The 26709-nt window shown below is 63.9% G+C and carries 22 protein-coding genes; 15 read left to right on the top strand and 7 right to left on the bottom strand.

Annotation, left to right across the window (positions count from 1 at the left end):
* Positions 1–66: 66 nt before the first annotated feature.
* Positions 67–4017: a trifunctional transcriptional regulator/proline dehydrogenase/L-glutamate gamma-semialdehyde dehydrogenase gene (putA, locus tag HU729_RS02725; RefSeq protein WP_186708247.1), complete on the bottom strand. Its 3951-nt coding sequence runs from the start codon at positions 4015–4017 to the stop codon at positions 67–69.
* A 94-nt stretch (positions 4018–4111) separates the two neighbouring features.
* Complete coding sequence (locus HU729_RS02720) at positions 4112–4300, bottom strand: hypothetical protein (protein WP_186708245.1); 189 nt, start codon at positions 4298–4300, stop codon at positions 4112–4114.
* A 74-nt stretch (positions 4301–4374) separates the two neighbouring features.
* Between HU729_RS02720 and putP the strand changes: the two genes are divergently transcribed.
* From putP to HU729_RS02675, 9 genes are all read left to right on the top strand, one after another.
* Positions 4375–5853 carry a sodium/proline symporter PutP gene (putP, locus tag HU729_RS02715; RefSeq protein WP_186708243.1) on the top strand — a complete coding sequence of 493 codons (1479 nt, stop codon included), beginning with the start codon at positions 4375–4377 and terminating at the stop codon, positions 5851–5853.
* 148 nt (positions 5854–6001) lie between these two features.
* On the top strand, positions 6002–6838 hold the full coding sequence (gene rlmJ, locus HU729_RS02710) for a 23S rRNA (adenine(2030)-N(6))-methyltransferase RlmJ (protein ID WP_186665870.1): 837 nt from the start codon (positions 6002–6004) through the stop codon (positions 6836–6838).
* A 116-nt stretch (positions 6839–6954) separates the two neighbouring features.
* A complete protein-coding gene (locus HU729_RS02705; protein ID WP_186708241.1) occupies positions 6955–8712 on the top strand; it encodes a carbamoyltransferase in 1758 nt (585 codons plus the stop codon).
* Entirely contained in the window at positions 8696–9826 is a 1131-nt protein-coding gene (locus HU729_RS02700) for a glycosyltransferase (RefSeq protein WP_186708239.1), read from the top strand. The genes HU729_RS02705 and HU729_RS02700 overlap by 17 nt, the downstream gene beginning before the upstream one ends.
* Positions 9826–10722: an antimicrobial resistance protein Mig-14 gene (locus HU729_RS02695; RefSeq protein ID WP_186665875.1), complete on the top strand. Its 897-nt coding sequence runs from the start codon at positions 9826–9828 to the stop codon at positions 10720–10722. Before HU729_RS02700 ends, HU729_RS02695 begins: the two co-directional genes overlap by 1 nt.
* The gene (locus HU729_RS02690) at positions 10719–12122 is read left to right on the top strand and encodes a PIG-L family deacetylase (protein ID WP_186708237.1); all 1404 of its coding nucleotides are present in this window, start codon (positions 10719–10721) and stop codon (positions 12120–12122) included. Before HU729_RS02695 ends, HU729_RS02690 begins: the two co-directional genes overlap by 4 nt.
* A 46-nt stretch (positions 12123–12168) precedes the next feature.
* Positions 12169–13125, top strand: a complete 957-nt coding sequence (locus HU729_RS02685) for a glycosyltransferase (protein WP_186708235.1) — start codon at positions 12169–12171, stop codon at positions 13123–13125.
* Between the two features lie 58 nt (positions 13126–13183).
* Positions 13184–13957 carry a glycosyltransferase family 2 protein gene (locus HU729_RS02680; RefSeq protein ID WP_186665881.1) on the top strand — a complete coding sequence of 258 codons (774 nt, stop codon included), beginning with the start codon at positions 13184–13186 and terminating at the stop codon, positions 13955–13957.
* Positions 13958–14005: 48 nt separating this feature from the next.
* On the top strand, positions 14006–15097 hold the full coding sequence (locus HU729_RS02675; protein WP_186708233.1) for a glycosyltransferase: 1092 nt from the start codon (positions 14006–14008) through the stop codon (positions 15095–15097).
* Between the two features lie 3 nt (positions 15098–15100).
* Here HU729_RS02675 and HU729_RS02670 read toward each other — a convergent pair whose 3' ends face one another.
* Complete coding sequence (locus tag HU729_RS02670; RefSeq protein ID WP_186708231.1) at positions 15101–15706, bottom strand: toluene tolerance protein; 606 nt, start codon at positions 15704–15706, stop codon at positions 15101–15103.
* A 100-nt stretch (positions 15707–15806) separates the two neighbouring features.
* On the opposite strand from HU729_RS02670, the gene HU729_RS02665 reads away from it, so the two are divergent.
* The 3 genes from HU729_RS02665 to hldE all read left to right on the top strand — a co-directional run bounded on the left by HU729_RS02665 (position 15807) and on the right by hldE (position 20357).
* Positions 15807–16982, top strand: coding sequence for an O-antigen ligase family protein (locus HU729_RS02665; RefSeq protein ID WP_186708229.1), 1176 nt, complete (start codon positions 15807–15809; stop codon positions 16980–16982).
* A gap of 15 nt (positions 16983–16997) precedes the next feature.
* Positions 16998–18806 carry a lipid A export permease/ATP-binding protein MsbA gene (msbA, locus tag HU729_RS02660; RefSeq protein ID WP_186708227.1) on the top strand — a complete coding sequence of 603 codons (1809 nt, stop codon included), beginning with the start codon at positions 16998–17000 and terminating at the stop codon, positions 18804–18806.
* Positions 18807–18935: 129 nt separating this feature from the next.
* Positions 18936–20357, top strand: coding sequence for a bifunctional D-glycero-beta-D-manno-heptose-7-phosphate kinase/D-glycero-beta-D-manno-heptose 1-phosphate adenylyltransferase HldE (gene hldE, locus HU729_RS02655; RefSeq protein WP_151926040.1), 1422 nt, complete (start codon positions 18936–18938; stop codon positions 20355–20357).
* A 50-nt stretch (positions 20358–20407) separates the two neighbouring features.
* On the opposite strand, the gene HU729_RS02650 is transcribed toward hldE, so the two are convergent.
* From HU729_RS02650 to HU729_RS02635, 4 genes are all read right to left on the bottom strand, one after another.
* Positions 20408–21376: a metal ABC transporter ATPase gene (locus tag HU729_RS02650; RefSeq protein WP_186708225.1), complete on the bottom strand. Its 969-nt coding sequence runs from the start codon at positions 21374–21376 to the stop codon at positions 20408–20410.
* A 37-nt stretch (positions 21377–21413) separates the two neighbouring features.
* On the bottom strand, positions 21414–22226 hold the full coding sequence (locus HU729_RS02645; RefSeq protein WP_186665887.1) for an aldo/keto reductase: 813 nt from the start codon (positions 22224–22226) through the stop codon (positions 21414–21416).
* Entirely contained in the window at positions 22223–23398 is a 1176-nt protein-coding gene (locus tag HU729_RS02640) for an FAD-dependent oxidoreductase (protein ID WP_186708223.1), read from the bottom strand. The genes HU729_RS02645 and HU729_RS02640 overlap by 4 nt, the downstream gene beginning before the upstream one ends.
* A 67-nt stretch (positions 23399–23465) precedes the next feature.
* Entirely contained in the window at positions 23466–23798 is a 333-nt protein-coding gene (locus tag HU729_RS02635; protein WP_186708221.1) for a multidrug efflux SMR transporter, read from the bottom strand.
* 87 nt (positions 23799–23885) lie between these two features.
* Here HU729_RS02635 and HU729_RS02630 point away from each other — a divergent pair, with 87 nt between their 5' ends.
* The 3 genes from HU729_RS02630 (at position 23886) to HU729_RS02620 (ending at position 26672) form a co-directional block, all read left to right on the top strand.
* Positions 23886–24776, top strand: a complete 891-nt coding sequence (locus tag HU729_RS02630; protein ID WP_186708219.1) for a LysR family transcriptional regulator — start codon at positions 23886–23888, stop codon at positions 24774–24776.
* A gap of 98 nt (positions 24777–24874) precedes the next feature.
* Positions 24875–26152, top strand: coding sequence for a lipid IV(A) 3-deoxy-D-manno-octulosonic acid transferase (gene waaA / locus HU729_RS02625; protein ID WP_186708217.1), 1278 nt, complete (start codon positions 24875–24877; stop codon positions 26150–26152).
* Positions 26153–26237: 85 nt separating this feature from the next.
* Positions 26238–26672, top strand: a complete 435-nt coding sequence (locus HU729_RS02620; RefSeq protein WP_186665893.1) for a hypothetical protein — start codon at positions 26238–26240, stop codon at positions 26670–26672.
* The last annotated feature ends 37 nt before the right edge of the window (positions 26673–26709 follow it).

The following is a 26709-nucleotide window of genomic DNA, read 5'->3' as shown; positions in this document are numbered from 1 at the left end:
TTGGCGCAGTACCTGTGGGGGCGGCGGTTCGCCGGAGCGACTTGTCCCGCGATGGCGTCAGTACGGTCAGCCGATGGTCATCAGGCTGGCGTTACCCCCTGCAGCCGCGGTGTTCACGCTCACCGCACGCTCGATCACCAACCGCTCCAGCGCGATCTGCTGATCGCCGCTGGACAGCCCATGCACACCAACGATGGCACCGGCGCGTTTGGCGACCTGCTGGCACACCGCGCGCAGCTGGTCGGAGTCGCCGTGGTGGATGACCGCGTCGAACGCCACGTCATCTTTGCTCCAGTCGGCCACCAGCTTGATCTTGCCTTGCAGGTCTTTCGGCAGGCGACCGCGCAGGCCCTTGGCCGGCTCGCCGTCGGCCCACACCGCCGAGCTGCCAACCGCCAGCACCGCGGCGAACTGCGCGAGCAGGTCGGCCTCGTTGTCAGCCAGGCACAGCACATGCTCGCGAGGCAGCACGGTGTAGGTGTTGCGCTCGCCGGTCGGGCCAGGCAGTACACGGGTGATGCCACTTTGCGACTGTTCGGCGAACTGCTCGCACAGTGCCACCAGCTCGGGCTGGTTGCTCGAAGCCCAGGCCTTGAGCACCTGCAGCGGCTTGATCAGCTGGTCGCGCAGGGTGGTGTCGGCTTTGGTCTCACCGTCGGCACGCTGGAAGTGGCGGGCGATGGCGTCAGCCGGGCGGGTCGACAGCAGGCGGTACAGGTACAGCGGGCCACCGGCTTTCGGGCCGGTGCCCGACAGCCCTTCACCACCGAATGGCTGCACGCCGACCACGGCACCGACGATGTTGCGGTTGACGTACATGTTGCCGGCGTTGACGTTGTCCACCACCTTGGCGATGGTTTCGTCGATGCGGGTGTGCACGCCCAGGGTCAAGCCGTAGCCGGAGGCGTTGATCTGCGCGATCAGCTGGTCGAGGTGCTTGCGGTTGTAGCGCACCACGTGCAGCACCGGGCCGAATATCTCGCGCTTGAGCTCGTCGAAGCTCTCCAGGTCGATCAGGGTCGGCATGACGAAGGTGCCGCGCTTGCACTCCTCGGATTCGGCAATGGCCACCTGGTAGACGCTGCGACCTTTCTCGCGCATGGCCTGGATGTGCTTCTCGATGCCGGCCTTGGCTTCGGCGTCGATCACCGGGCCGATGTCCACCGACAGGCGCTCGGGGTTGCCCATGCGGTTCTGCGCCATGGCGCCCTTGAGCATCTCGATCACGCGGTCTGCGGAATCCTCTTGCAGGCACAGTACGCGCAGCGCCGAGCAACGTTGACCGGCGCTGTCGAAGGCCGACGACACCACATCGATCACCACCTGCTCGGTCAGCGCCGAGGAGTCGACGATCATCGCGTTCTGCCCGCCGGTTTCGGCGATCAGCGGGATCGGACGACCCTGGGCATCCAGGCGGCCGGCGACGTTGCGTTGCAGCAGGCGCGCCACTTCGGTGGAGCCGGTGAACATCACGCCCTTGACCCGTTCGTCACCGACCAGGCCGGCACCGACGGTTTCGCCGCGCCCCGGCAGCAGTTGCAGCACACCTTCGGGGATGCCGGCTTCGAGCAGCAGACGCACGGCCTGGGCCGCGACCAACGGGGTCTGTTCGGCCGGCTTGGCCAGCACCGGGTTACCGGCGGCCAGTGCGGCGGCCACCTGGCCGGTGAAGATCGCCAGCGGGAAGTTCCATGGGCTGATGCACACCACCGGGCCGAGCGGGCGGCAGGCGTCGTTGCTGAAATCGTTGCGTGCCTGCACGGCGTAGTAGCGCAGGAAGTCGACGGCTTCGCGCACTTCGGCGATGGCGTTGGCGAAGGTCTTGCCGGCCTCGCGGATGAGCAGGCCCATCAGCGGCTGGATCTCGGCTTCCATCAGGTCGGCGGTGCGCTCCAGGATCGCGGCGCGCTCGGCTGGTGGGGTGGCTTGCCAGATCGGCGCGGCATTGAGGGCGCACTGGATGGCGTTGTCGACGTCGGTGACGCTCGCCTCTTGCACATGGCCCACCACGTCGCGGTGGTCGGCTGGGTTTAGTACCGGTGCGGCGGCTTCCTGGCTGGTGGCGCAGGCCAGCAGCGGGGCAGCCTTCCAGTCGTTGTGGGCGGTTGCCAGCATGGCGCAGGACAGCGACGCCAGGCGGTGTTCGTTGGCCATGTCGATGCCGGCCGAGTTGGCCCGTTCGCTGCCATAGAGGTCGCGCGGCAGCGGAATGCGCGGATGCGGCAGCCCGATGCTGCCTTCCTGGGTGGCCATGCGCTCGATGCTCGCGACCGGGTCGGCGACCAGTTCCTGGATGGAGATCGAGTGGTCGGCGATACGGTTGACGAACGAGGTGTTGGCGCCGTTTTCCAGCAGGCGGCGTACCAGGTAGGCCAGCAGGGTTTCGTGGGTGCCGACGGGTGCATAGACGCGGCACGGACGGTTCAGCTTGCCATCGGCGATCTTGCCGACGACCTGCTCGTACAGGGGCTCGCCCATGCCGTGCAGGCACTGGAACTCGTACTGGCCTGGGTAATAGTTCTGGCCGGCAATATGGTAGATGGCCGACAGGGTGTGGGCGTTGTGCGTGGCGAACTGCGGGTAGATGGCTTCCGGCACCGACAACAGCTTGCGGGCGCAGGCGATGTAGGACACGTCGGTATAGACCTTGCGGGTGTAGACCGGGTAGCCCTCCAGGCCTTCGACCTGGGCGCGCTTGATCTCGCTGTCCCAGTAGGCGCCCTTGACCAGGCGGATCATCAGGCGGTGACGGCTGCGCTTGGCCAGGTCGATGACCGAGTCGATCACGTACGGGCAGCGCTTCTGGTAGGCCTGGATGACGAAACCGATACCGTTCCAGCCCGTCAGCGATGGCTCGAAGCACAGGCGTTCGAGCAGGTCCAGTGACAGCTCCAGGCGGTCGGCTTCCTCGGCGTCGATGTTCAGGCCGATGTCGTACTGCTTGGCCAGTTGGGTCAGCGACAGCAGGCGCGGGTACAGTTCTTCCATCACACGCTCGTATTGCGCGCGGCTGTAGCGCGGGTGCAGCGCCGAGAGCTTGATCGAGATGCCCGGGCCTTCATAGATGCCGCGCCCGTGCGAGGCCTTGCCGATCGAGTGGATCGCCTGCTCGTAGGAGGCCAGGTACTTCTGGGCGTCGTGCTCGGTCAGCGCGGCTTCGCCGAGCATGTCGTAGCTGTAGCGGAAGCCCTTGGATTCGAAGCGGCTGGCGTTGGCCAGGGCTTCGGCGATGGTCTCGCCGGTGACGAACTGCTCGCCCATCAGGCGCATGGCCATGTCGACACCCTTGCGGATCATCGGCTCGCCACTCTTGCCGATGATGCGGGTGAGCGAGGAGGTCAGGCCGGATTCGTTGTGGGTGGAGACCAGCTTGCCGGTCAGCAGCAGGCCCCAGGTTGCGGCATTGACGAACAGCGAAGGGCTGTTGCCCAGGTGTGGCTGCCAGTTGCCCGTGCTGATCTTGTCGCGGATCAGGGCGTCGCGCGTACCTTTGTCGGGGATGCGCAGCAGGGCTTCGGCCAGGCACATCAGCGCCACGCCTTCCTGGGACGACAGCGAGAACTCCTGCAGCAGGCCCTGGACGATGCCGGCGCGGCCGCTGGCGCTCTTCTGGTTGCGCAGCTTGTCGGCAAGGCCTGCGGCCATCTTGTTGGTCGCTTCGGCCAGCGGGGCCGGCAGGCGGGCCTGCTCCAGCAGCATCGGCACCATTTCCTGCTCGGGGCGACGGTAGGCTGCGGTGATCGCTGCGCGCAGCACGGACTGGGGCAGAATGCTCTCGGCGAATTCGAGGAAGCACTGGTGGGTGTGGTCGGCCGGGAGTTCGCCAGCGTCGTCACCGAACTGCGCAGCGTGGCCGTTGATTTCGTTCAGGGTTGCACCACCCTCGAGCTTCTCCAGGTAATTGAAGATCGCTTGCTTGATCAACCAGTGCGGGGTGCGGTCGATGGACTGCGCAGCCGCTTTGAGTCGCTCACGGGTCGGGTCGTCGAGTTTGACCCCAAGGGTGGTCGTCGCCATTTCTTATCCTCGTTATTGCCACGGGCGTGGCTAAGCTGGCGGCAAGATTAGCGCCAGGCACCTCTCGGGTGCAACCGGGTGCAACCCGAATTTTTCATGAAAAAGGTGCAACTCGTCTGGCGCAAAACGCTAAACAGCGGAAAGGGTCGTTTTTGCTGCCCTTGCTTATTAAAAGCGACGTTTTTGCTTCAAAAAGGAGCAAAAAAGGGGTTTTAACTGAAAAGACATTTCCAGGTGCAACTTGCAAATGAAAAATGGTTGCACCCGCTTCATGTTGTTGCATAGGATTCGCCGCCTGGGTGCAACCGTCTCACGAAGGTCGGCTGCAAGAGATAACAACAACGCCAGGGCACAACCATGGGCAATCCAATCACGATCACCTTTGTGGTCTACATCGCGGTAATGGTGCTGATCGGCTTCGCGGCCTATCGCTCCACCAAGAATCTCTCCGACTACATCCTCGGCGGTCGCAGCCTCGGCAGCGTGGTCACCGCGCTTTCTGCTGGCGCTTCCGACATGAGCGGCTGGCTGCTGATGGGCCTGCCGGGCGCCATCTACATGTCGGGCCTGTCGGAGGCCTGGATCGCCATCGGCCTGACTGTCGGTGCCTACCTGAACTGGCTGTTCGTCGCCGGCCGTCTGCGGGTGCAGACCGAGCACAACGGCGATGCGCTGACGCTGCCCGACTACTTCGCCAGCCGTTTCGAAGACCACAGCGGCCTGCTGCGGGTGATCTCGGCCATCGTCATCCTGGTGTTCTTCACCATCTATTGCGCCTCGGGCATCGTGGCGGGTGCGCGCCTGTTCGAAAGCACCTTTGGCATGTCCTACGAGACAGCCCTGTGGGCCGGTGCTGCGGCGACCATCGCCTACACCTTCATCGGTGGTTTCCTGGCGGTAAGCTGGACCGACACCGTGCAGGCCTCGCTGATGATCTTCGCGCTGATCCTCACGCCGATCATCGTGCTGATCTCCACTGGCGGCTTCGACACCACGATGTTGGCGATCGAGGCGCAGAACCCGGCGAACTTCGACATGTTCCGCGGCGCCACCTTCATCGGCATCATCTCGCTGATGGGCTGGGGCCTGGGCTACTTCGGCCAGCCGCACATCCTGGCGCGCTTCATGGCCGCCGACTCGGTGAAGTCGATCGCCAATGCCCGTCGTATCTCCATGACCTGGATGATTCTGTGCCTGGCCGGCACTTGCGCCGTGGGCTTCTTCGGGATTGCGTATTTCTCGGCCAACCCTGATCTGGCTGGCCCGGTCACCGAGAACCACGAGCGTGTGTTCATCGAGCTGGCGAAGATCCTGTTCAACCCGTGGGTTGCCGGTGTGCTGCTGTCGGCCATCCTGGCGGCAGTCATGAGCACCCTGAGCTGCCAGTTGCTGGTGTGCTCGAGTGCGCTGACCGAGGACTTCTACAAGGCTTTCCTGCGCAAGGGTGCTTCGCAGACCGAACTGGTCTGGGTCGGTCGCCTGATGGTGCTGGCCGTGGCATTGATCGCCATCGCCCTGGCGGCGAACCCTGACAACCGTGTGCTGGGCCTCGTGGCTTATGCCTGGGCGGGCTTCGGTGCTGCGTTCGGGCCGGTGGTGCTGCTGTCGGTATTGTGGAAGGGCATGACCCGCAACGGTGCCCTGGCGGGGATCGTGGTGGGTGCGCTGACCGTGATCCTGTGGAAGAACTACGTCGGGCTTGGCCTGTACGAAATCATCCCGGGCTTCCTGTTCGCCATCATCGCCATCATCGTGGTGAGCAAGCTGGGGCGTCCGAGCGGCAGCATGGTTTCGCGGTTTGAAACGGCTGATGCTGCATATCACGCAGACAAGTAACACCTGCTGATTCGGCGACGGCTGCTTCGCGGGCGGGCCCGCTCCTGTGGAGGCGGGCCTGCTTGCGAATGGCCTTTGTGCCGATCGACGGCCAGGCCTGACTCCGCCCGCAAGGCAAGGTAAACTTGCCGCCCCCGCAGGAGTTGCCATGAACTATCGTCACGCCTTCCACGCCGGCAATCATGCCGACGTCCTCAAGCACATCGTGCTGACCCGCCTCATCGCCCTGATGTCGCGCAAGGAACAGCCGTTCGCCTATATCGACACCCACGCCGGCCTGGGTCTGTACGACCTGCAAGGCGACCAGGCGACGCGTACCGGTGAGTATCTCGAAGGTGTTGCCCGCCTGTGGAATCGCGAAGACCTGCCGGCTGCGACCGCCGACTACCTGCGCATCATCAAGCGCCTGAACGCGGATGGCGAGTTGCGCTACTACCCCGGCTCGCCGGAGTTGGCACGGCGCCTGATGCGCCAGCAGGATCGCGCACTGCTCAACGAGAAGCACCCTGAAGACGGGCCCTTGCTCAAGGAAAACATGAAGAAGGATCCGCGGGTCACCGTGCACCTGGGCGAGGGCTGGCATGTGCCGCGGGCCCTGCTGCCGGTGCAGGAAAAGCGCGCGATCATGCTGATCGACCCGCCCTTCGAGCAGGCCGACGAACTCAAGCGCTGTACCGTGGCGATGAAGGAGGCGATCGGCCGCATGCGCCAGACCGTCGCGGCCATCTGGTACCCGATCAAGGACCAGCGTTCGCTGACCCGCTTCTATCAGGACCTGACCAGCACGGGCGCGCCCAAGCTACTGCGCGTCGAACTCTATGTGCATCACCAGGACAGCCCGCAGGGGCTGAACGGCTCGGGCCTCGCCATCGCCAACCCGCCATGGGGGCTGGAGGATGAGCTCAAGGAGTTGCTGCCCTGGCTGGCCAGGGAGCTGGCTCAGACTTCGGGCAGCTTCCGCATGGACTGGCTGATCGCCGAATAGCCCCGCGCCGACAAGGGGCGGTGTGCCCCTGATCTTTGCGTTATAATCCCGCCCTTTAGCCGCCAGCCGCCCACGAGGCCGCTGGCGCATCTCTACCGAATGAAGAGGCTAGTCCCTTGGCATTGACGATTCTTGGCCTGTCCGGCGCCCTTAGCCATGACCCTTCCGCGGCCTTGTACATCGACGGCAAGCTGGTTGCCGCCGCAGAAGAAGAGCGCTTCGTGCGTGACAAGCATGCGAAGAACCGCATGCCCTACGAATCGGCGAAGTTCTGCCTGGAGCAGGCCGGTATCAAGCCGTCCGACGTCGATGTGGTGGCCATTCCGTTCGCCCCCATCAGCCTGTTCGGCAAGGCCCGCTGGCACTACGCCAAGCGCTACTGGTACGCCCCGGATCGCGCCCTCGACGCGATCCTGATGGGTAACCGTCGCTACAAGCGCTACCGCAAGAAGATCGTCTGGTGCCTGGAGCAACTGGGCTTCGACCCGAAAAAGGTCAAGATCGAGCCGGTCGAGCACCACCTGGCCCACGCCTCCAGCGCCTACCACTGCTCGGGCTTCAAGGAAAAGACCGCGATCCTGGGCATCGACGGCAAGGGCGAGTACGCCACCACCTTCTTCGGCTACGGCGAAAACGGCAAGATCCACAAGATCAAGGAGTTCTTCGACCCGGATTCGCTGGGCGGCCTGTATGGCGCGATCACCGAGTTCCTGGGCTTCGAGATGCTCGATGGCGAATTCAAGGTCATGGGCATGGCCCCGTATGGCGACGCCAGCAAGTACGATTTCTCCCGCCTGGCCAGCTTCGAGAACGGCGAACTGGTGATCAACACCGAGTACGCCAACGTCATCGGCCTGCGTCGCTATAAAGAGAAGGGCAAGGGCTTCTACTTCTCACCCAAGCTGATCGAATGGCTGGGCCCCAAGCGCGAAGGCGATATCGCCGACGAGCCGTACATCCATTACGCGGCCAGCATGCAGGCGCTGTTCGAGAAGCTCGCCTTGCAGATGATCGATCATTACCTGGGCGACATCCTCAAAGAGACCGGCAAGCTGGCCTTCGCTGGTGGCTGTGCGCTGAACGTCAAGCTGAACCAGAAGATCATCGCCCGCCCTGACCTCAAGGAACTGTTCGTCCAGCCGGCCTCCGGCGACGCGGGTACTGCGGTCGGCGCAGCGGCCTACGTGTCCCACGCCCGTGGTGTGCCGGTCGAGAAGATGGAGCACGTCTACCTCGGCCCTGCGTTCTCCAACGAGGACGTGATCGCCGCCTGTGCCCGCCATCCGAATGCACCGAAATGGCGCAAGCTCAGCGACATGCCGCAGCGCATCGCCAAGATCATGGTCGACGGCAATCCGGTGGCCTGGTTCCAGGGGCGCATGGAGTTCGGCCCGCGCGCATTGGGTGGTCGTTCGATCATCGGTTGCCCGAGCGTGCCGAACGTCGCCGACCGTATCAACGAGCAGATCAAATTCCGCGAGCGCTGGAGACCATTCTGCCCGTCGATGCTCGACACCGTTGCGCCGCAGATGATCAAGATCGACCATCCTGCTCCGTTCATGACCTTCACCTTCGAAGTGGCCGAGGAGTGGAAAACCCGCGTGCCGGAAGTGGTGCACGAGGACGGCACCTCGCGTGCCCAGGTGCTCAAGCGCGAGTACAACCCGCGCTACTACGACATGATGAAGGCGCTCGAGGAGCTGACCGGCAACGGCGTGTCGCTGAACACGTCGCTCAACCGCCGTGGCGAACCGATGATCTGCTCGCCTACCGACGCGCTGAACATGTTCTACGGTTCGGACCTGCAATACCTGATCATGGAAGACATCCTGGTGGTCAAGGACGGCGCGGCCCCGTATGACCAGCCGCTCTGACCTGCGCGTCCTGCAATTCTGCCATGGCTACGACGGGCCGTTCCTCGACTGCGCCCGTCAGTACGCCAGCCTGTTCGAGGGGCGTGGCTACAAGGTCACCACAGTCTTCCTGACCGGGAAGGCCGACCCGCAGGTGGCCGCTGGCTGTGCCTCAGACGAAGTGCTGTTTCTCGAGTTCAGCTCCAAGGCCGTGCGCGGCCTGAAGCTGGGCGCGATCCGTGCGCTGCGCAAGATTGCGGCCGAGCGTCGTTTCAGCTTCTGCATCGCCCACCGCTTCAAGCCGATCTATGTCGCGCTGCTGGGCACCGGCTTGCCGGTGATCGGCGTGCATCATGCCTTCGGCGATTACCAGCGCAAGGGGCGACGCCTGTTCGCCAACCTGTTTCGCAAGCGCTTGAGTCTGCTGGGTGTGTCCGACGCCGTGCGTGACGACATGCGCCGCTGTCTGGCGCAGTGGCCGCACGAACGCATCCAAACGCTGTACAACCGTATCGACGTCGAGGCGCTGCAGGCCAGTCTCGTGCCGCGCGACGAGGCGCGGCGTGCCCTGGGGCTCGATGCCCAGGCGTGGATCGTCAGCAACGTCGGCCGCCTGCACCCGGACAAGGACCAGGCGACCCTGCTGCGCGGTTTCGCCGAGGCGTTGCCGGGCCTGCCGGCCAATGCGCGGTTGGTGGTGCTGGGCAAGGGGCGGCTGGAAGACACGCTCAAGGCCCAGGCGAGCGAGTTGGGGATTGCCGACCGTGTCGACTTCCTTGGCCAGGTGCCGGATGCCCGCCGCTATTTCCAGGCGTTCGATGTATTCGCCCTGAGCTCTGACCACGAGCCTTTCGGCATGGTCCTGCTGGAAGCGATGGTCGCCGGTGTGCCGTTGCTGGCCACGGCCTGTGGTGGTGCGCGCGAAGTGGTTGAAGGCGTAGGCGTGCTGTTCCCGCTGGGCGATGCCGGGCAACTGGCGCAGGGGCTGAAGCACATGGCCGGGCTGAGCGACGATCAGCGTCGCGAATGCGCGCAACTGATGCTGCAGCGCCTGCGCGAGCGGTTTTCCGACGCAGCCGTGCGCCAGGCGTTCTGGCAGTTGCCGCAGGTGCGCGCACTGGAGGCTCGGGCCTGATGCTCAATCATCTGCAAGCCTGGCGCGAACGCGGCTGGGCCGTTATCGATGCGAACGAGTACGCCGACGCCTGGCAGCGGTTCGGCGGCAGTGTCGCCACCCATCCGCTGGTGGTCGAGCAACTGGCTGAACTTGCACAGATTCCGGTGCGCTACCTGGGCTGGCGCCGGGGCGGCGAGCTTGTGGCGGCAGTCCCTACCTGGGGACGGCATCTGGCGTTGTCCAAGGATGTTCTCAAGCGTCATGGCAAGAAGGGGCTGTTCGACCTGGGCAATGCCGAGCTCATCCTGCCTGCAGCCGTTGAAGCGGGTGCGCCCTTGCGCCATGCCGGGCGCTACCTGTCGGAGCTCAATCACGGGCGTTTCGAGGGTTTGAAACCCCAGGCCGAGCAATTGGCCATGGCGCGCCCGCATGAAGACCTTTCGAAGAAATTCCGCTACAACCAGCGCCGCGAACTGCGCCTGCTGGAGGAGGCCGGTGGAGTGGTGCGTCCAATCAGCGACTTCAGCGCCGCGGAGATCGCCGCGATGTACTGCGACCTGTTCCAGCGCCGCTGGAGCTTCCCCGCGACCGGCGCTGCGCGCATGGCCGAAGTCGTCGAGCGCCTGCGCGAGCTGCTGATCGGCTCGGTGCTGTTTCTCGAGGACAAGCCGATCGCCATCCAGTTGATCTATCGGGTCGAGTCGCCCGAATGGATCAGTGTCGAGTACGTCAACGGTGGTGTCGATCCTGAAACCAAGGCCTTCAGCCCCGGCAGCGTACTGAGCTTCCTCAATACCCAGGCCGCCTGGGAAGACGCCAACGCCCGTGGCAAGGCCCTGCGTTTCTCATTCGGCCGTGCCGACCGCGAATACAAGGACCGTTGGTGCAATCCGGTCCCGGTGTATCAGGCATGAGTCGCAAGCAGCAATTGCTCAAGCGCCACCGGCGCAACAAGCGCCTCGGGTTGGTGATCGCGTTGTTGCTGCTGATCGCATTGGGAGCGCTGGCCTGGTGGTGGCTGCCACTGCTGCTGCTGCCGCTCGTCTGGGCTGCCCACGAAGCCTGGTTCGCCGACCATCTGTTCTACGCGCCCGGCGAGGATTACACCTTCGATTTCGGTGAGCACAGCCGTGTCGAGGCCGTCAGCATTCAAGGCGGCGTGCTGAACAGCGATGCATCGTTCGGCGATGATGACACGCTGATCCTCGAGATTCGTGTGAAGTCCGGGTGGCTTGGTCGCTTTCTCGATCCTCGGGTCGAGCTGGTCGCGGACGCCATGCGTGACAGCCAGACCTTTGAGCGCGGTGTCGATGGCGTGCGTTTTCTCAACCTGACCGGCCTTGCTGCGGCCCTGCGCGATGGGCGACTGCGCCTGTCTGGGCGTCACTGTCGGCTGCTGGGCGAACCACGCCTGTGGATAACCCCGGCGGTGGTGTTGCGCCAGCGTCGGATCATGGTGGTCGCGCCCCATGCTGACGATGCAGAGCTGGCGGCCTATGGGCTCTACAGCCAGGCCGACGAGGCCTGGGTGGTTACCTTGACTGCAGGCGAGATCGAGGCCGAGCACTATCAGCAGATGGGGCTGGCCAAGGCCGAGGCGGCGCAGCTCAAGGGGCGCCTGCGCGCCTGGGACAGCATCGCCGTGCCACGCTGGGCCGGGGTGCCGGAGGCCCGTTGCGTGCAGTTGGGTTACTTCTGTCTGCAATTGCCTGCCATGCAGGCTGCGCCGGATCAGCCAGCGGCCTCGCGCGAGGCGGATATGGCCGATATCCGGCCGTTCCGTCGCTTCAATCCGTTTCCGCTACCGGCCGATGCCGATGGTGCGCCGACCTGGAACAACCTGCTGGCCGACTTGCGCGTACTGCTGCAGATGGCTCGCCCGGAAATCCTGGTCATGCCGCACCCGCAGCTCGATCCGCACCCGGATCATCTCTGCGCCCAGGCCGCCGTGCTCGAAGCCCTGCAGGGGCTGGACTGGCAGCCGCAGACCTTGCTGTGCTATGCCAACCACCTGCACGACAACGACCGCTGGCCCATGGGTGACAGCGGCGACGGTGTTGCCCTGCCGCCGCAACTCGAAGCCGCTCAGCCCTGGGCGCCCTGCAGCCTGGTGCTGGACGTGCCGACCCAGCGCGACAAGGCCATGGCGTTGGGCATGATGCACGACCTGCAGCCTCCGGCCCCGTTCAAGCGTCGCCTGCGCCGTCTGTTGCAGCGCTGGCTGGCCGGGCGGCGACCGTCGCCTTACGGGGAGAACGAATTCTTCCGCAAGGCGGTGCGTCGACATGAACTGTTCTGGCGCCGCGAGCTGTGAGTGCCCGATGATTGACCGCGATGGCGTCACGCCCCCAAGGAATGCAATGAAAGTCCTATTTCTGGTGCAGAAGGAACAACGGGCCATCCTCGATCGCCTGTACGACGGCGTCGCGGCCAACTGCGAGTGCGACTTGCGCTGGCTGTCGAGCGACGAGCAGCGCAACCTGCGGCGCTACTTCAAGCGTGAAGTGGACGTCGAGCGTTATGACCGTATCGTCTTTTTCCTGCGCTTCAAGCAGGAGATTCGCCAGGTCGGCTTTATCCGCACGGTCCCTAATCTGGTGATCCTCGAGCACGATGCCTACCAGAACTACATTCCCTGCAAATACACCGGCAAGTTCAGCGCGCACTACCGCAAGCTGCCTTGGGCGCGAGTGATCAGCTCTGGCTACATGGTCAGCGAGCGCCTGCGCCAGGAAGGTTTCGATGCGGTGTTCGTGCCCAAGGGCTATGACGAGCAATTGCTGACCGACCAGGGGCGCGAGCGTGATATCGAACTGGCCTTTGTCGGCAGCACCAAGAGCGTCGCCTATAGCGGCCGCAAGGCGTTGCTCGATGAACTGGGGCAGGTGGAAAACCTGGTGGTGACTCGCACCAAGTCCGGTGAAGACTACTGCAACACGCTCAACCGTATCCGCTTCTTCGTCAGTGCCGACGTTGGCATGGGCGAGTACATGATCAAGAACTTCGAGGCCATGGCCTGTGGCTGCGTGCTGCTGGCCTTCGACCAGGGCGAGGCGGAAAACCGTGCGTTGGGTCTTGAGGACATGCACAACGTGGTGTTGTACGACAGCATCCCGGTGCTGCAGGAGAAGTTGCGGACATTACGCGCCGATCCGGCACTCGCCGAACGCATCGCCGCCAATGGCCGCGAACTGGCGGTTTCTGGCTTTAGTTTTGCCCAGGTCGGGCGTAGCATCGTCGACCACATGATGCCCCCCCTCAGACCGCGAGCGCCGCTTAGTGCGTGGCAGCGCCTGCGTCTGAAACTGGGGCTTTGAACCACATCAACCTGTCCGTCGGACGGATCGGAAATGGCCGCAAGGCGGAGGGAGCCCAGTGCGCTTCTCGGAAAACAGTGACATCACGCTGGTGGTAACCAGTTGCGGGCGTTTCGACCTGCTCAAGACAACGCTGGAAAGCTTCGACCGCTACAACACCGCGTCGATCCGTGAGGTGTTCATCACCGAAGACTCGGGAGACGATGCGGTTCACGCGGCCGTTCCCGAGCATTGGAAGGCCCACTGCAAGGTGTTCGTCAACCGGCCCAAGCTGGGGCAGCTGGCGTCGATCGACCTGGCCTACAGCCACGTCAAGACGCCCTACATCTTCCACTGCGAGGATGACTGGAGCTTCTATCGCCAGCACTTTGTCGAGGACTCCCGGCTGATCCTCGAGGCCAGCCCACAGATCCTGCAGGTGTGGCTGCGCAGCCATGCTCACGACCTGGCGATCCATAGCCCCTACATTCGCCTGGGCGACCGGCAGGTCATCGCGCAGGTGCCGTGTTACCCGCTGCTTTCGGATAAAGCCGATTGGCAAGCGTTTTCGCTTAACCCAGGATTGCGCCGCCTGAGCGATTACCAAACCTGCGCACCATTTGCTGCCTATTCTGGAGAGAAGGCGCTGTCGCGTCGTTATGCCGAGCTGGGCCTGACTGCGGTCACGCTCGAGGGCGATGCGGTGCTGCATACTGGTTTCGGTAGCCATGTGACCTTGCCCGAGGAAGTTCAGCGCAAGGCCAAGCGTCGCCAGCGCGATCGGATCAAGCTGGTGGCCGCGCTCGTTGTAGGAACATTGGTCGGTATTGGAATCGGCTTTCTTGCTCATTGAATCGGTTGACCTGGCGGTCGGCCCGCCGGGTATGAGGGAGCTCTACCGATGAATGTTGTCAATGTGATGTGGTCGGGAGGTGCCCCGTACATGTCAGTTCACAAGGTGCACCGTCAGATGTTGTGCCATGTTGCAGAAGGGGCCGAGATCAGCAACTGGCTGCTGCTGGGCGATGGCCTGTGCTGCGGCGAGGGCACGACCCGAGAGTGGCACATGCCGCCTCGCACACTCAAAGGCCGAAGTTTCTGGCGCTGGCTGACGCCTGTGTTGCGGCGCCGTTTGTACAAGGCACTGCAGCAGACCCGACCCGATGTCTTGCTGCTCGACGGCATGGGTGTTGCGCGCCTTGTCTTGCCGTTGATGCGCCATTTCCCTGATGCGCGAGTGACGGTGCTTTTTCATGGGTCGACTCGCTTGCGCGGCAGCGACATTCGCTTGCTGCGTGCGGTCGAGGCGCACCGCCTGAGCATCGCTGCGGTTTCCCACACCCTTGCCCAGGCGCTGGAGCAGGCGCTTGGTCGTTCTGTCGAAACGCTGCGTGTCGCGCTGGACCCACAGGTGTTCGACGCAGCACTCTTCGAGCGTGACCACGCCAGACGAGAGCTTGCCCTCGTTCAGCGTCCGGGGCCTGTATTCGGCGCGGTAGGCCGGCTGGTGGAAAGCAAAGGTTTCGAGATGCTGATCGAGGCCTTTGCCCAGGTGCACCGGCAGCAGCCGGACGCTCGCCTGGTGATCCTCGGCGACGGCGAGCTGCGAGAGCGCCTCAGCGCCCGTATCCAGGCGCTCGGGCTGGGCGAAAGCGTGCAACTGTGCGGTTATCGTCCCGATCTATCTCAGCTCTATCGTGCCTTCGACTGGCTGCTGGTGCCTTCGCGTTCGGAAGGGCTGGGGCTGGTGCTACAAGAGGCGGTGCTGGCCGATGTGCCGGTGCTGTGCAGCGACCTGCCGGTGTTCCGCGAGCAATTGGGGCAGGCCGGACGCTACCTGCCGGTAGGGGACCAGGCCGCCTGGGCGCATGCCATCGGGGAGTGCAACACGCTCAGCGTCAAGGAGACGGCTGCCGGGCAGCGTGAGGCGCTGGCCCCGGAGCAGGCCTGGCGGGCATTCAGCCAGGGCTCGCGGACGTTGTTGCGGGGTTGAGGCTCAGCGCTCGAGCAGCGCCGACTTCAGTTCGGTGAGTGGGAAGTGGTCGCCGAGCCGCTCCCGTTCGATGTAGTTCGCCAGATGCTGCACGTTGCGCCGAACCATGCGTGCCGACAGCGGAGGGCGCAGGAAACGCATGTCGGCGACATCGATGAGGCCAAGCTGTTGCTCAGGGGTGACCACGACGTTGCCCAGGTGCAATGAACGGAAGTAGATCCCTGAGCGATGAAGGTGGCGGATCAGCGCGATCAGTGCCGGCAGGTAGTCATTCCAGCTGAACCCCGGCAGGCGCGAGCGCTGCAGCAGAGTTTCGCCCGGCAGCGGGCGGTAGAGCACCGCGGTGCGCCCCGGCAGGTCCAGCTTGTGATGGCTGATCACTTCCAGAGTGGGAATGCCCAGTTGCACCAGGCGCGCAGCGTTGTCGATGAAGCGCTGTGAGTAGGGCCGCAGCAGCGCAGATGAAATCAGACGCTTACGACGAAAAACCTTGAGGATATTGCCATCCTCGAGCAGGTAGACTTTGGCGCCGTGACTGTCGGCCTCCAGAACCCTGGCGCCGAGTGTCAGCTGATCGAAGTCGGGCTGGGAGAGTCGGGAGCATTGCATGGATGGGTGCCTTGTCTTCTGCAAGCAAAATGACTGGCAATAATGCCGAAAATAATGCGGTTGCACCATGACGGTGTCATTGGACTGATCGGGGGAAGGAATGTTGTATGAAAAGCGCTGGGCCCAGGCCTGGCTCGGATTCGGTTTCGTCTGGTTCCTGGCTGCGATCGCCCTGGCGCCGAGCAACAAGCTCTACCAGCAAGGCCTCATCCTGTTCCTCTGGCTACCGACCCTGGTCTTCGCCTGGTCCGCCCGGCACCTGTTCGTGAGCGGGTGGCGACGTCAGCCGGCACTCTGGACGGCGATTGCACTGTTGTTGGCCTGGGGAGCGTTGAGCCTGGTGTGGTCATCCACCGCAGAGGGCGGACGCGAGGGTAAGCGGCTGGTCTATATCCTGCTGTTCCTTATGGCTTTCCCATTGCTGGCGCAGCTTGGTGCCCACCGTGTGCGTATGTTGTTGCGCATCGGTGGAGTCCTGATGGCGGTTGCTGCACTGATTTCGATCTACCGCTTCTATCATGTGGCCGGCAACGTACTGGTTTCTCGTCTTGAGGGAATCGGTGAAATCAGCCATCCGATCCTGGGCGCCTATGTCGTCGGTGTCATGGCCGTATTGATGCTCAACGATTGTCCGCGCAACCGCTTCGTGCAGTCGGGTTGGCTGCTGGCTCTGGCCTGCCTGGGGGCTTTCATTGCCTTTTGCCAGAGCCGCGGCGCGGGCGTGGCCTTGCTGCTCACTGTGCTGTTGGCGCCATTCTGGATGCGTGATCGGCTCAGCAAGCTGGTCTTCGTGTCATCGCTGCTGATCACTGCCGTCGCGATATTCCTGTTCCAGGACCTGATCATGCAGCGGGGTTCCTCTTATCGGCCCGAGATATTCCAGTCCTCGATGCAGATGATCGAACAGCACCCATGGACCGGCCTGGGGCTTGGCGCGTTCTACCGCGTGGAGGCACTGGGGATCCAGTTCGACCATACCCACAATATGCTCACTCACGTCGCCGTCGAGCTGGGGCTGCCCGGTATGTTGCTGTGGATAGCGGTATGGCTGTTCGCCCTGCGCGAGATCCTGCGTGCCCGGGAGACCATGTTGGGCAAGCTGGCGCTGGCGGTCTGGGTGTTTTCAACTGTGGCCATGCAACTCGATGCGGCAAGCCTGACTGGCACGCCACGCGCGGAGTGGTTCATCAGCTGGTTGCCGGTCGGTCTGGCGATGATGTTGCCGTGGGTGCATGCCGAGCGAAAAGCCTGTGGTAAAATTTCCGGTTCAACCTGAACAGCGAGCTCGATGATGGCCGAAACACCGCGACCGGCGGAGAACCCCACCAGTCTGAAGATCTATTTCAGGCTCCTGGGCTATGTGAAACCCTACATCGGCATTTTCCTGCTGAGCATTGTCGGTTTCGTGATCTTTGCCTCGACCCAGCCGATGCTGGCGGGGATCCTCAAGTACTTCGTCGATGGCCTGAGCAATCCGCAAGCGGTGTTGTTCCCCGACGTTCCCTATCTGCGCGATCTGCAATTGCTGCAGGCGGTGCCGTTGCTGATCATCCTGATCGCTGCCTGGCAAGGGCTCGGGTCGTTCCTCGGCAACTACTATCTGGCCAAGGTCTCCCTCTGCCTGGTCCACGATCTGCGCCTGGAGCTGTTCAACAAGCTGCTGGTGCTGCCCAACCGCTACTTCGACAGTCATAACTCCGGGCACCTGATCTCGCGCATCACCTTCAACGTCACCATGGTCACCGGTGCTGCCACCGACGCGATCAAGGTAGTGATCCGCGAAGGCCTGACGGTGGTGTTCCTGTTCGTCTACCTGCTGTGGATGAACTGGAAGCTCACTCTGGTGATGGTTGCCATCCTGCCGGTCATTGCAGTGATGGTGAGTACCGCCAGCAAGAAATTCCGCAAGCAGAGCAAGAAGATCCAGGTGGCCATGGGCGACGTCACCCACGTGGCCTCCGAAACCATCCAGGGCTACCGCGTGGTGCGCAGCTTCGGCGGCGAAGCCTACGAAGAGCGTCGCTTCAGAAACGCCAGCCAGAGCAACACCGACAAGCAGCTGCGCATGAACAAGACCGGCGCCCTGTACACTCCGGCGCTGCAACTGGTGATCTACAGCGCCATGGCCGCGTTGATGTTCCTGGTGCTGTTCCTGCGTGGCGATGCCTCGGCTGGCGACCTGGTCGCCTACATCACGGCGGCAGGTCTGCTGCCCAAGCCGATTCGCCAGCTTTCGGAGGTCAGCTCGACCATCCAGAAGGGCCTGGCCGGCGCCGAGAGCATCTTCGAGCAGCTCGACGAGAAGCCTGAGGTGGACGGCGGTACCGTGGAGAAGGAGCGTGTCGAGGGTCGTCTGGAGGTGCGCAACCTGAGCTTCACCTACCCAGGCACCGAGCGTCAGGTACTGACCGACATCAGCTTCGTCGCCGAACCCGGGCAGATGATTGCCCTGGTGGGGCGTTCGGGCAGCGGCAAGTCGACACTGGCGGCGCTGATCCCGCGGTTCTATCACCACAACAAGGGCGAGATCCTGCTCGACGGTGTGGAAATCGAACACTACCGCCTGCGCAACCTGCGTCGGCATGTGGCCCAGGTGACCCAGCATGTCACCCTGTTCAATGACACCGTGGCCAACAATATCGCCTATGGCGACCTGGCCGGTGCGCCGCGCGAGGCCATCGAGGCTGCCGCGGCCGATGCCTACGCCAAGGAGTTCGTCGACCAGTTGCCCAAGGGTTTCGACACCGAGGTGGGCGAGAATGGCGTGCTGCTGTCCGGTGGTCAGCGTCAGCGCCTGGCAATCGCCCGGGCGCTGTTGAAGAACGCCCCGCTGCTGATCCTCGACGAGGCGACCTCGGCGCTGGACACCGAGTCCGAGCGGCATATCCAGGCGGCGCTCGACCATGTGATGGAGGGGCGCACCACCCTGGTGATCGCGCATCGGCTGTCGACCATCGAGAAGGCCGACCTGATTCTGGTCATGGACCAGGGGCGTCTGGTCGAGCGTGGTACCCATGTCGAGTTGCTTGAGGCTAATGGCCATTATGCCCGCCTGCACGCCATGGGGCTCGATGAGCCGGACAAGGCCGATATCACCTGAAACCCTCATGAATCGGGGCGTGTGCGCCCCGATTGTCACTGGAATTGTCCCCACCGCAGTTGGCGTTAAAGCCGCCGGCTGCCGTGTGCTAATATCCTGCCCCTGTTCATTTTTTCATATGGGTTGCCCATGAAGTTGTCCATGCCGCGTTTCGATCAAGCCCCGGTACTGGTGGTCGGCGATGTGATGCTCGACCGCTACTGGCATGGCGGTACCTCGCGTATCTCGCCTGAAGCGCCGGTGCCGGTGGTCAAGGTCGACCAGATCGAGGATCGGCCTGGCGGTGCGGCCAACGTTGCCTTGAACATCGCGGCGCTTGGGGCCCCGGCTTCGCTGGTGGGTGTCACCGGCCAGGACGAAGCAGCCGACAGTCTGGCCAACAGCCTGCAGGCCGCAGGTGTGCGTTCGGTGTTCCAGCGTATTGCGCACCAGCCCACCATCGTCAAGCTGCGGGTCATGAGCCGCCACCAGCAACTGCTGCGCATCGATTTCGAAGAGCCCTTCGCCACCGATCCGCTGTCGCTGGGTGCCGAGGTCGATGCACTGCTCGAAGGCGTCAAGGTGCTGGTGCTGTCGGACTACGGCAAGGGCGCACTGAAGAATCACCAGTCGCTGATCCAGGCTGCTCGCAGCAAAGGCATTCCGGTACTGGCCGACCCCAAGGGCAAGGATTTTTCCATCTATCGCGGTGCCAGCCTGATTACCCCCAACCTCAGCGAATTCGAGACCATCGTCGGGCGTTGCGCCGATGAAGCCGAGTTGGTCGCCAAAGGCCTGCAATTGCTCGATGATCTTGACCTCGGCGCGTTGCTGGTGACGCGCGGGGAACACGGCATGACCCTGCTGCGCACCGGGCATCCGGCCTTGCACCTGCCGGCCCGCGCCCGCGAGGTGTTCGATGTCACTGGTGCTGGCGATACCGTTATCTCGACGCTGGCGGCTGCCATTGCCGCAGGCGAGGACCTGCCGCACGCGGTGGCCCTGGCCAACCTGGCCGCTGGCATCGTCGTCGGCAAGCTGGGTACGGCGGCCATCAGCGCCCCGGAATTGCGCCGCGCGATCCAGCGTGAAGAAGGCTCCGAGCGCGGGGTGCTGGGGCTCGAGCAACTGCTGCTGGCCATCGACGACGCGCGTGCGCACAACGAGAAGATCGTCTTCACCAATGGTTGTTTCGACATTCTCCACGCTGGGCATGTGACATACCTGGAGCAGGCTCGCGCCCAAGGGGATCGCCTGATCGTTGCGATCAACGACGATGCTTCGGTCAGCCGTCTCAAGGGGCCTGGGCGTCCGATCAACAGCGTCGATCGCCGCATGGCGGTGCTCGCCGGCCTGGGCGCGGTGGACTGGGTCATCAGTTTCCCTGAGGGAACCCCTGAAAACCTGCTGCGCCAGGTCAAGCCGGATGTGCTGGTCAAGGGGGGCGACTACGGGATCGACCAAGTGGTTGGGGCGGATATCGTCAAGGCCTATGGCGGCACGGTGAAAGTGCTGGGCCTGGTCGAGAACAGCTCGACCACCGCGATCGTCGAGAAAATTCGCAAGAACTGACCTGCCCTTGAAGGCGCAGGGCAGGTGGCAGCGGCCAAGCGCCGCTGCTGCTATTTATGCAGTGTGGTCTTCGCCCGCTGCAACAACGCCCGCGCCTTGTCGCTGAAACGCTGCAGGTGCGAAGGCTTCTCGGGCCGACTCTCCACCAGCCCTTGCTGACGCACCCATTCCCGCCAACGTACGCGTTCCTCTCTCACCACCCAGCCATCCTGCAGGGCGAAGCTTTCGGCCAGGTACAGCCCGCGCGTGCTCGCGGGAACAAGCTGGTCCTTCTTCAGGGTGTACAGCTCCGCCAATGGCTGGCCGTCCTTCAGGGGCATCAGGTACAGGTCGGGGCGCTTGCGGTTGAGCCGGGCCACCAGTTGGTCACCTTCCAGGCGCTCGTCGACGTGAAACAGGCTGAGCGACTTGGCCTCCTTGGGTACTTGCAGGCGCAGATCGTAGATCAGTTGCAGCGAGGCGGTGGGCAGGTGCACATAGGCCCGTGGCCGCTCCAGTAGCATCAGGTTGCCGCAGTGTACCGGCCGCGCCGCGCCCGAGGCCGGGCTCAGGGTGAAGGGCAGGGCTTCGCGGTAGTGCAGGGCAGCGGCATACGGGGCGGGTAGCCAGGTGTCGTTGAAGCGTCCGCTCAGCCAGCCTTCCGGGGTTTCCAGCAGGCACTCTTCCGCCACTTCCTGAATGGCAGTGTGCAGTGGGAGGTTGAGCTCCTGGGCAGGTACGTAACCGGAGATCAGCTTGAGTACCACGTCGCCGCGGTCCTGGCGGCGTTGACGCACCAGCACCCAGTAGTCGCGGTTCTGCCAGTTGAGGGTCAGGCGTACCGAAACGCCCAGGTTGGCCAGTTCGATGACGAAGCGTTGGCTGTCATCCAGCTGGATCGCCTTGCGCCGTTGCAGGGTCTGGGCGAAGTTCAGCGGCATACCGATGCTCTGGTAACTCAGGCGTTCGGGGGTGGCTTCGACATGCAGCGGCAGGGTCTTGAAGTTGCTCGGGTTCTTGCGGATAAGCGTACGCGCCACGAGGCTCCTCCTTGCATTCGGCGGCCGCGTGAGCGGCTCAGGCCTGGCCCAGAATACGGGCGACGGTGGCCACGTTGTGGGCCAGGTGCAACGGATTGATGGTGCCGACAATAGCACTGCTCACCCCCGGATGGGTGAACAGCAGCTCGAAGCTGGCCTGGACCGGGTCCACGCCTGCAGACAGGCAGATATGCCCGCTGGCCAGGGCCTTCTTCACCAGGATGGCCTTGCCGTGTTCGGCAGCGTAGTCCAGCACCGGGCGCTCCGCCTGCTCGTTGAGGTTGTAGGTGACCATCGCGCAGTCGCCCTGCTCAAGCGCTTTCAGGCCGCCGGCGGCGGTCTTGCCGGAGAAGCCGTAGCCGAGGATCTTGCCCTCCTGCTTGAGTGCGGCGAGCGTCTGGTAGACCTCTTGCTGCTCGAGAATGGCCAGGTCGTTGCCGTCGGAGTGCACCAGCACCAGTTCGATGCGGTCGGTTTCCAGGCGCTTGAGGCTGCGCTCGACTGAGCGTCGGGTATGGGCGGCGCTGAAGTCGAAGTGCGACAGACCGTTTTCGAACTCTTCGCCGACCTTGCTGACGATGATCCACTCGTCACGCTGGCCACGCAGCAGCGGGCCGAGACGCTCTTCGCTGCGGCCATAGGCCGGCGCGGTGTCGATCAGGTTGATGCCCAGCTCGCGAGCCTGCGACAGCAGCAGGCGGGCATCGTCGTCGCCGGGAATGGTGAAGCCGTTGGGATATTTCACGCCCTGGTCGCGGCCAAGCTTGACCGTGCCCAGCCCCAGTGGCGATACCTTCAGGCCGGTGCTGCCCAACGGGCGGTGGAAATCGTGCAGGGTCGGCAGGCTCATGGCAGCAGTTGCTCCCAGGCGGGCACGCCGAGCGGTGGACGCGGTAGGTCCGTCAGATCGACCTGGGCGCTCGGGCGAATACCATCGCGTTCGAAGGCGGCCAGGATGCGGTCGGAGAAGTCTGGCGCCAGCGCCAGTTTGGTCGGCCAGCCAACCAGCAGGCGATCCTGCTCGCTGAGGAACGCGTTGTCGGGGCGCACCAGGCCCGACTGTGCGGGCTCTGCGCGATCGACGCGCAAGGTCGCCCAGCGCACCTGGCTTTGATCGACCCAGGGCAGCAGGCTGGCGATCTCTTTTTGCGCCGCAGCGATCTGCGCGGCCGGCTCGCGTGCCACGCCATCGGCTTCGGCGAGGTCGCCGCCCAGATACCAGACCCACTGGCCATCGGCCGCCGGGTGGGTGGTCACGGTGACCCGTGGCTTGGGCCCACCGCCCAGGCAGTGGGCGTACAGTGGCTTGAGGTTGGGGCCCTTGGCCAGGACCATGTGCAAGGGGCGGCGTTGCTGCGCGGGCTGGCTCAGGCCGAGGGCATGCAACAGGTCCTCGGTGCCGCCGCCGGCACTGAGCACGATGCGTTGGGCACGGATCTCGCGGCCATCGACCTTCAGGCCGACCAGCGCCTGGCCGTCGCGCAGAGGCTCGATCCGCTCGCCGGCGAGCAGGCTGTCACCGGCGAGCTGCGCGAGGTTGGCGAGCAGGCTGGGCACATCGATGACCAGCTCGGCCAGGCGGTAGACCTTGCCTTTGAACGCGCGATCCTGCAGGGCAGGGGGCAGTTGCTCGCCCTTGACCTGGTCGACCCGGCCTCGCACGGCCTTGCTGGCGAAGAAGCTGGTGAGGTTGCCGGCCAGGGTGCCCGGCGACCAGAGATAGTGGGCGTCCGAGAGCAGGCGGGTGTCGCGCAGGTCCAGCTCGCCGCTGCCGGCCAGCGCCTCGCGCCAGCGCCGCGGCATGTCGGCGATGGCCTCCGAAGCGCCGGTCAGCGCGCCATGCAGGGCGTACTTGGTGCCGCCATGGATGATGCCCTGGGACTTGATGGTCTGCTCGCCGCCAAGGCTGGCGCGCTCCACCAGCACTGTCGAATAGCCCAGGCGACGTAGCCGGGCATTGAGCCAGAGGCCTGCGACCCCGGCGCCGACGATGAGGACGTCAGTGGAAATGGCGGATGGCATGCGGGCACCTCGAAAACTGGAACGATTGCCCAGTATACAGCCCGTGCCCGGCAATGTTGCCTATCGATCAATGCCCAGCAGTCTTGGAGAAGAGCTGGATCACCACCACGCCCCCTACGATCATCGCCATCCCCAGCATGGCCGGCACATCCAGCTTCTGCCCATAGATCACCAGCGCTGCGAGGCTGATCAGCACGATCCCTATGCCGGACCACACCGCGTAGGCGATACCCACCGGGATGCTGCGCACCACCAGCGTGAGCATCCAGAAAGCCACGGCATAGCCGCACACCATCAGCAGCAGCGGCAACGGCGTACTCAGGCCCTTGACCGCTTTCATCGAAGCGGTGGCGATGACTTCGGCGCAGATGGCGATGGTGAGATAGGTGTAGGCATTCATGATCAGGTTCCTCTGTTTACTGGTCGGGCATTCTAGGTTGTTCCTGATTGCGGTAAAGTCATTACCTATCGATTCTGGAGATAGGTAATGGCCGAACAGTGGAACCTTGAACAGTTGCGGCTTTTCGTCCAGGTCGCCGAGCTACGCTCGTTTTCTGCCGTCGCCCGTGCCCAGCGCAAAGCGCAGTCGGCCGTGAGCAACGCCATTGCGCTGCTCGAAGCAGACCTTGGCGTGACACTTTTCGAACGCAGCAGTGGTCGCCAGCCGCGCCTGACCGAAAGTGGCGAAGCCTTGCTGCGTGACGCCCAGGAGTTGTTGCGTCAGTGCGAGCGGCTCGATGGTCGCGCCCAGGCCTTGATGCGCGGCCAGGAACCGCTGCTGCGGGTGGCCCAGGATGAAGCCATGCCCTACCAGCCGGTGATCGACAGCCTCGATGAACTGGCCAGCCAGTTCCCCTTTCTCCAGGTGCAGCTGGCCAGCGGTGCACAGGGCGACGTGGCGCGCAAGCTGGTTGAGCGACGCGCGGACCTCGGCTTGTTCTTCCATCACGAAAGCATCCCGGACTCGCTGGAGCGTCGCACCCTGGGCAGCGTCGAGATGGTCACGGTCTGTGCTACGCATCATCCGCTTGCCCATGCCGGGCGGGTAACCTGCCAGCAGCTGGCGCGCCACCGGCAGTTGCTCATCGCCCCACAGGACAGCGACTATCCGGGCGGCGAGCCGGTCAGCGCTCAGGTCTGGCGTGCCGACAGCTTCTATGTCATGGCCGAACTGCTGATGCGAGGCCTGGGCTGGGCCTGGCTGCCGCGGCATGTGGTGCAGTACCCGACGTACCAGGCGCACATGGTCGAACTCGACAGCGAATGGCGTCCGCCTGCGCTGGTCGCTGAGCTGGCGTGGCGGCGCGACGAGCCGCTTGGGCCGGCAGCTCAGTGGCTGGCTGAACGCTTTGCCATGCACCTGCGGGCAATCGGCTAGGCCAACAGCCCTTTTGCTGCCGATCCCAGGGGCCGTCTTCAACGCTCTATGGGCGAGTGCAGACACATTTCAGACAGACCCTAGTAAACTGCGACGCCATGAACAGAACCCTCTACACCCTGCTGTTTCACCTGGGCCTGCCGCTGGTTGCGCTGCGCCTGTTCCTGCGTGGGCGCAAGGCGCCAGCGTATCGCCAGCGCATCGCCGAGCGCTTTGCCTGCAAGCTTCCGGCCATGCGCCAGGGTGGCATCTGGGTGCATGCGGTGTCGGTGGGCGAGAGCATCGCTGCGGCGCCGATGGTCAAGGCACTGCTCAAGGCCTACCCGGACCTGCCCATCACGCTGACTTGCATGACACCGACCGGTTCGGAGCGCATCCGCGCGATGTTCGCCAGCGAGCCGCGGGTCCAGCACTGCTATCTACCCTACGACCTGCCCTGGGCAGCGGCGCGTTTCCTCGATCATGTGCGTCCGAAGCTTGGCGTCATCATGGAAACCGAGCTGTGGCCCAACCACATCCACCAGTGTGCCAGGCGCGGTATCCCCGTTGCCCTGGCCAATGCGCGGCTATCGGAGCGCTCGGCACGCGGTTATGCCCGCTTCGCCGGGCTGACCCGGCCGATGCTCGAAGAGATGAGCCTGATTGCGGTACAGACCGAGACTGAAGCAGAGCGTTTCCGCAGCCTGGGCGCCCGCGCGCAGTGCGTGCAGGTGACCGGCTCGATCAAGTTCGACCTGAAGGTGGATGATCAACTGCTGCCACGCGCACGCCAATTGCGCGAGCAGTGGGCGGCGACGCAGCGCCCGGTATGGATCGCCGCCAGCACGCATGAGGGTGAAGATGCGCTCATTCTCGAGGCTCATCAGCGCCTGTTGCAGGTTCATGGCGATGCATTGTTGATCCTGGTGCCGCGTCACCCGGAGCGTTTCGATGCAGTACACGCGCTGTGTCGCGAACGTTTCACTACAGTGCGGCGTTCTTCAGGAACGACGGTGGACGGGCAGGTCCAGGTCCTGCTTGGCGATACCATGGGCGAGTTGATGTTCCTCTATGCCCTGGCCGATATCACCTTCGTCGGCGGCAGCCTGGTGCCCACGGGCGGACACAATCCGCTGGAACCGGCGGCGTTGGCATTGCCGGTGATCACTGGGCCCCATGTGTTCAACTTCCTCGAGATCACTGCGATGTTGCGTGAGGCCGGGGCGCTGCAGCAGGTGGACGATACGGAAGGCTTGACCGTGGCAGTGCGTCGTCTGATCGAGTTGCCGCAGGACGGCCGGCGCATGGGCAAGGCGGGCAGGGCGGTGATGCAAGCCAATCAAGGGGCCTTGCAACGCCTGCTCGAGGGGCTGGGCGGCTTGCTGGGGTGTCGGTAATTAAGTGAGGCCTCTGCCCACTGACCCTTGTTTACCTTGATCAAGACGCGCGCCATGCCGGCGCGCTTTGATCAAGGTAAACATCATGGTATTCAAGACATTAGCGCTATTGCTGTCGGTAGTGGTCCTGCCGGCTCATGCCTTCATCGTACCGCGGCCCTACCCGGGAAAGGCCGCCCCGGCGCCACGGGTCAGCATGATGGTCGATTACGCGGACTCCAAGGCGAAGATCGATCATGCCGGGGACTTCCTCACTCCGGATTGGAACGCCTCCTTCGCAGTGGACGATGAGTCCAGGGGGCGACTGTGGTTCCTGGAGAAAGCGTTTGGAGGGAAGAACTTCAAGGAATCCGTCACCCTGACCAGTGGTGGCAAGCGCTGCAAGTTCACCCTTCGTTTCGATGCATCGAGCCGCGAGGTGAGGGCCAGCACGACGTCCTCCGGGTCGGAGTTGGCAGATTGCAGGAGCTCGATCGAGATGAACGGTGAAGTGCTCGATGTGCGATTCACAATGAACTGAAGTGGCGAGCGGCCTGCACGTGGGGCGCACGTGCAGG

It is taken from the genome of Pseudomonas sp. RW10S2, assembly GCF_014268985.1.
Taxonomy (GTDB): domain Bacteria; phylum Pseudomonadota; class Gammaproteobacteria; order Pseudomonadales; family Pseudomonadaceae; genus Aquipseudomonas; species Aquipseudomonas wayambapalatensis.
This window is presented reverse-complemented; position numbering and strand designations above follow the sequence as displayed.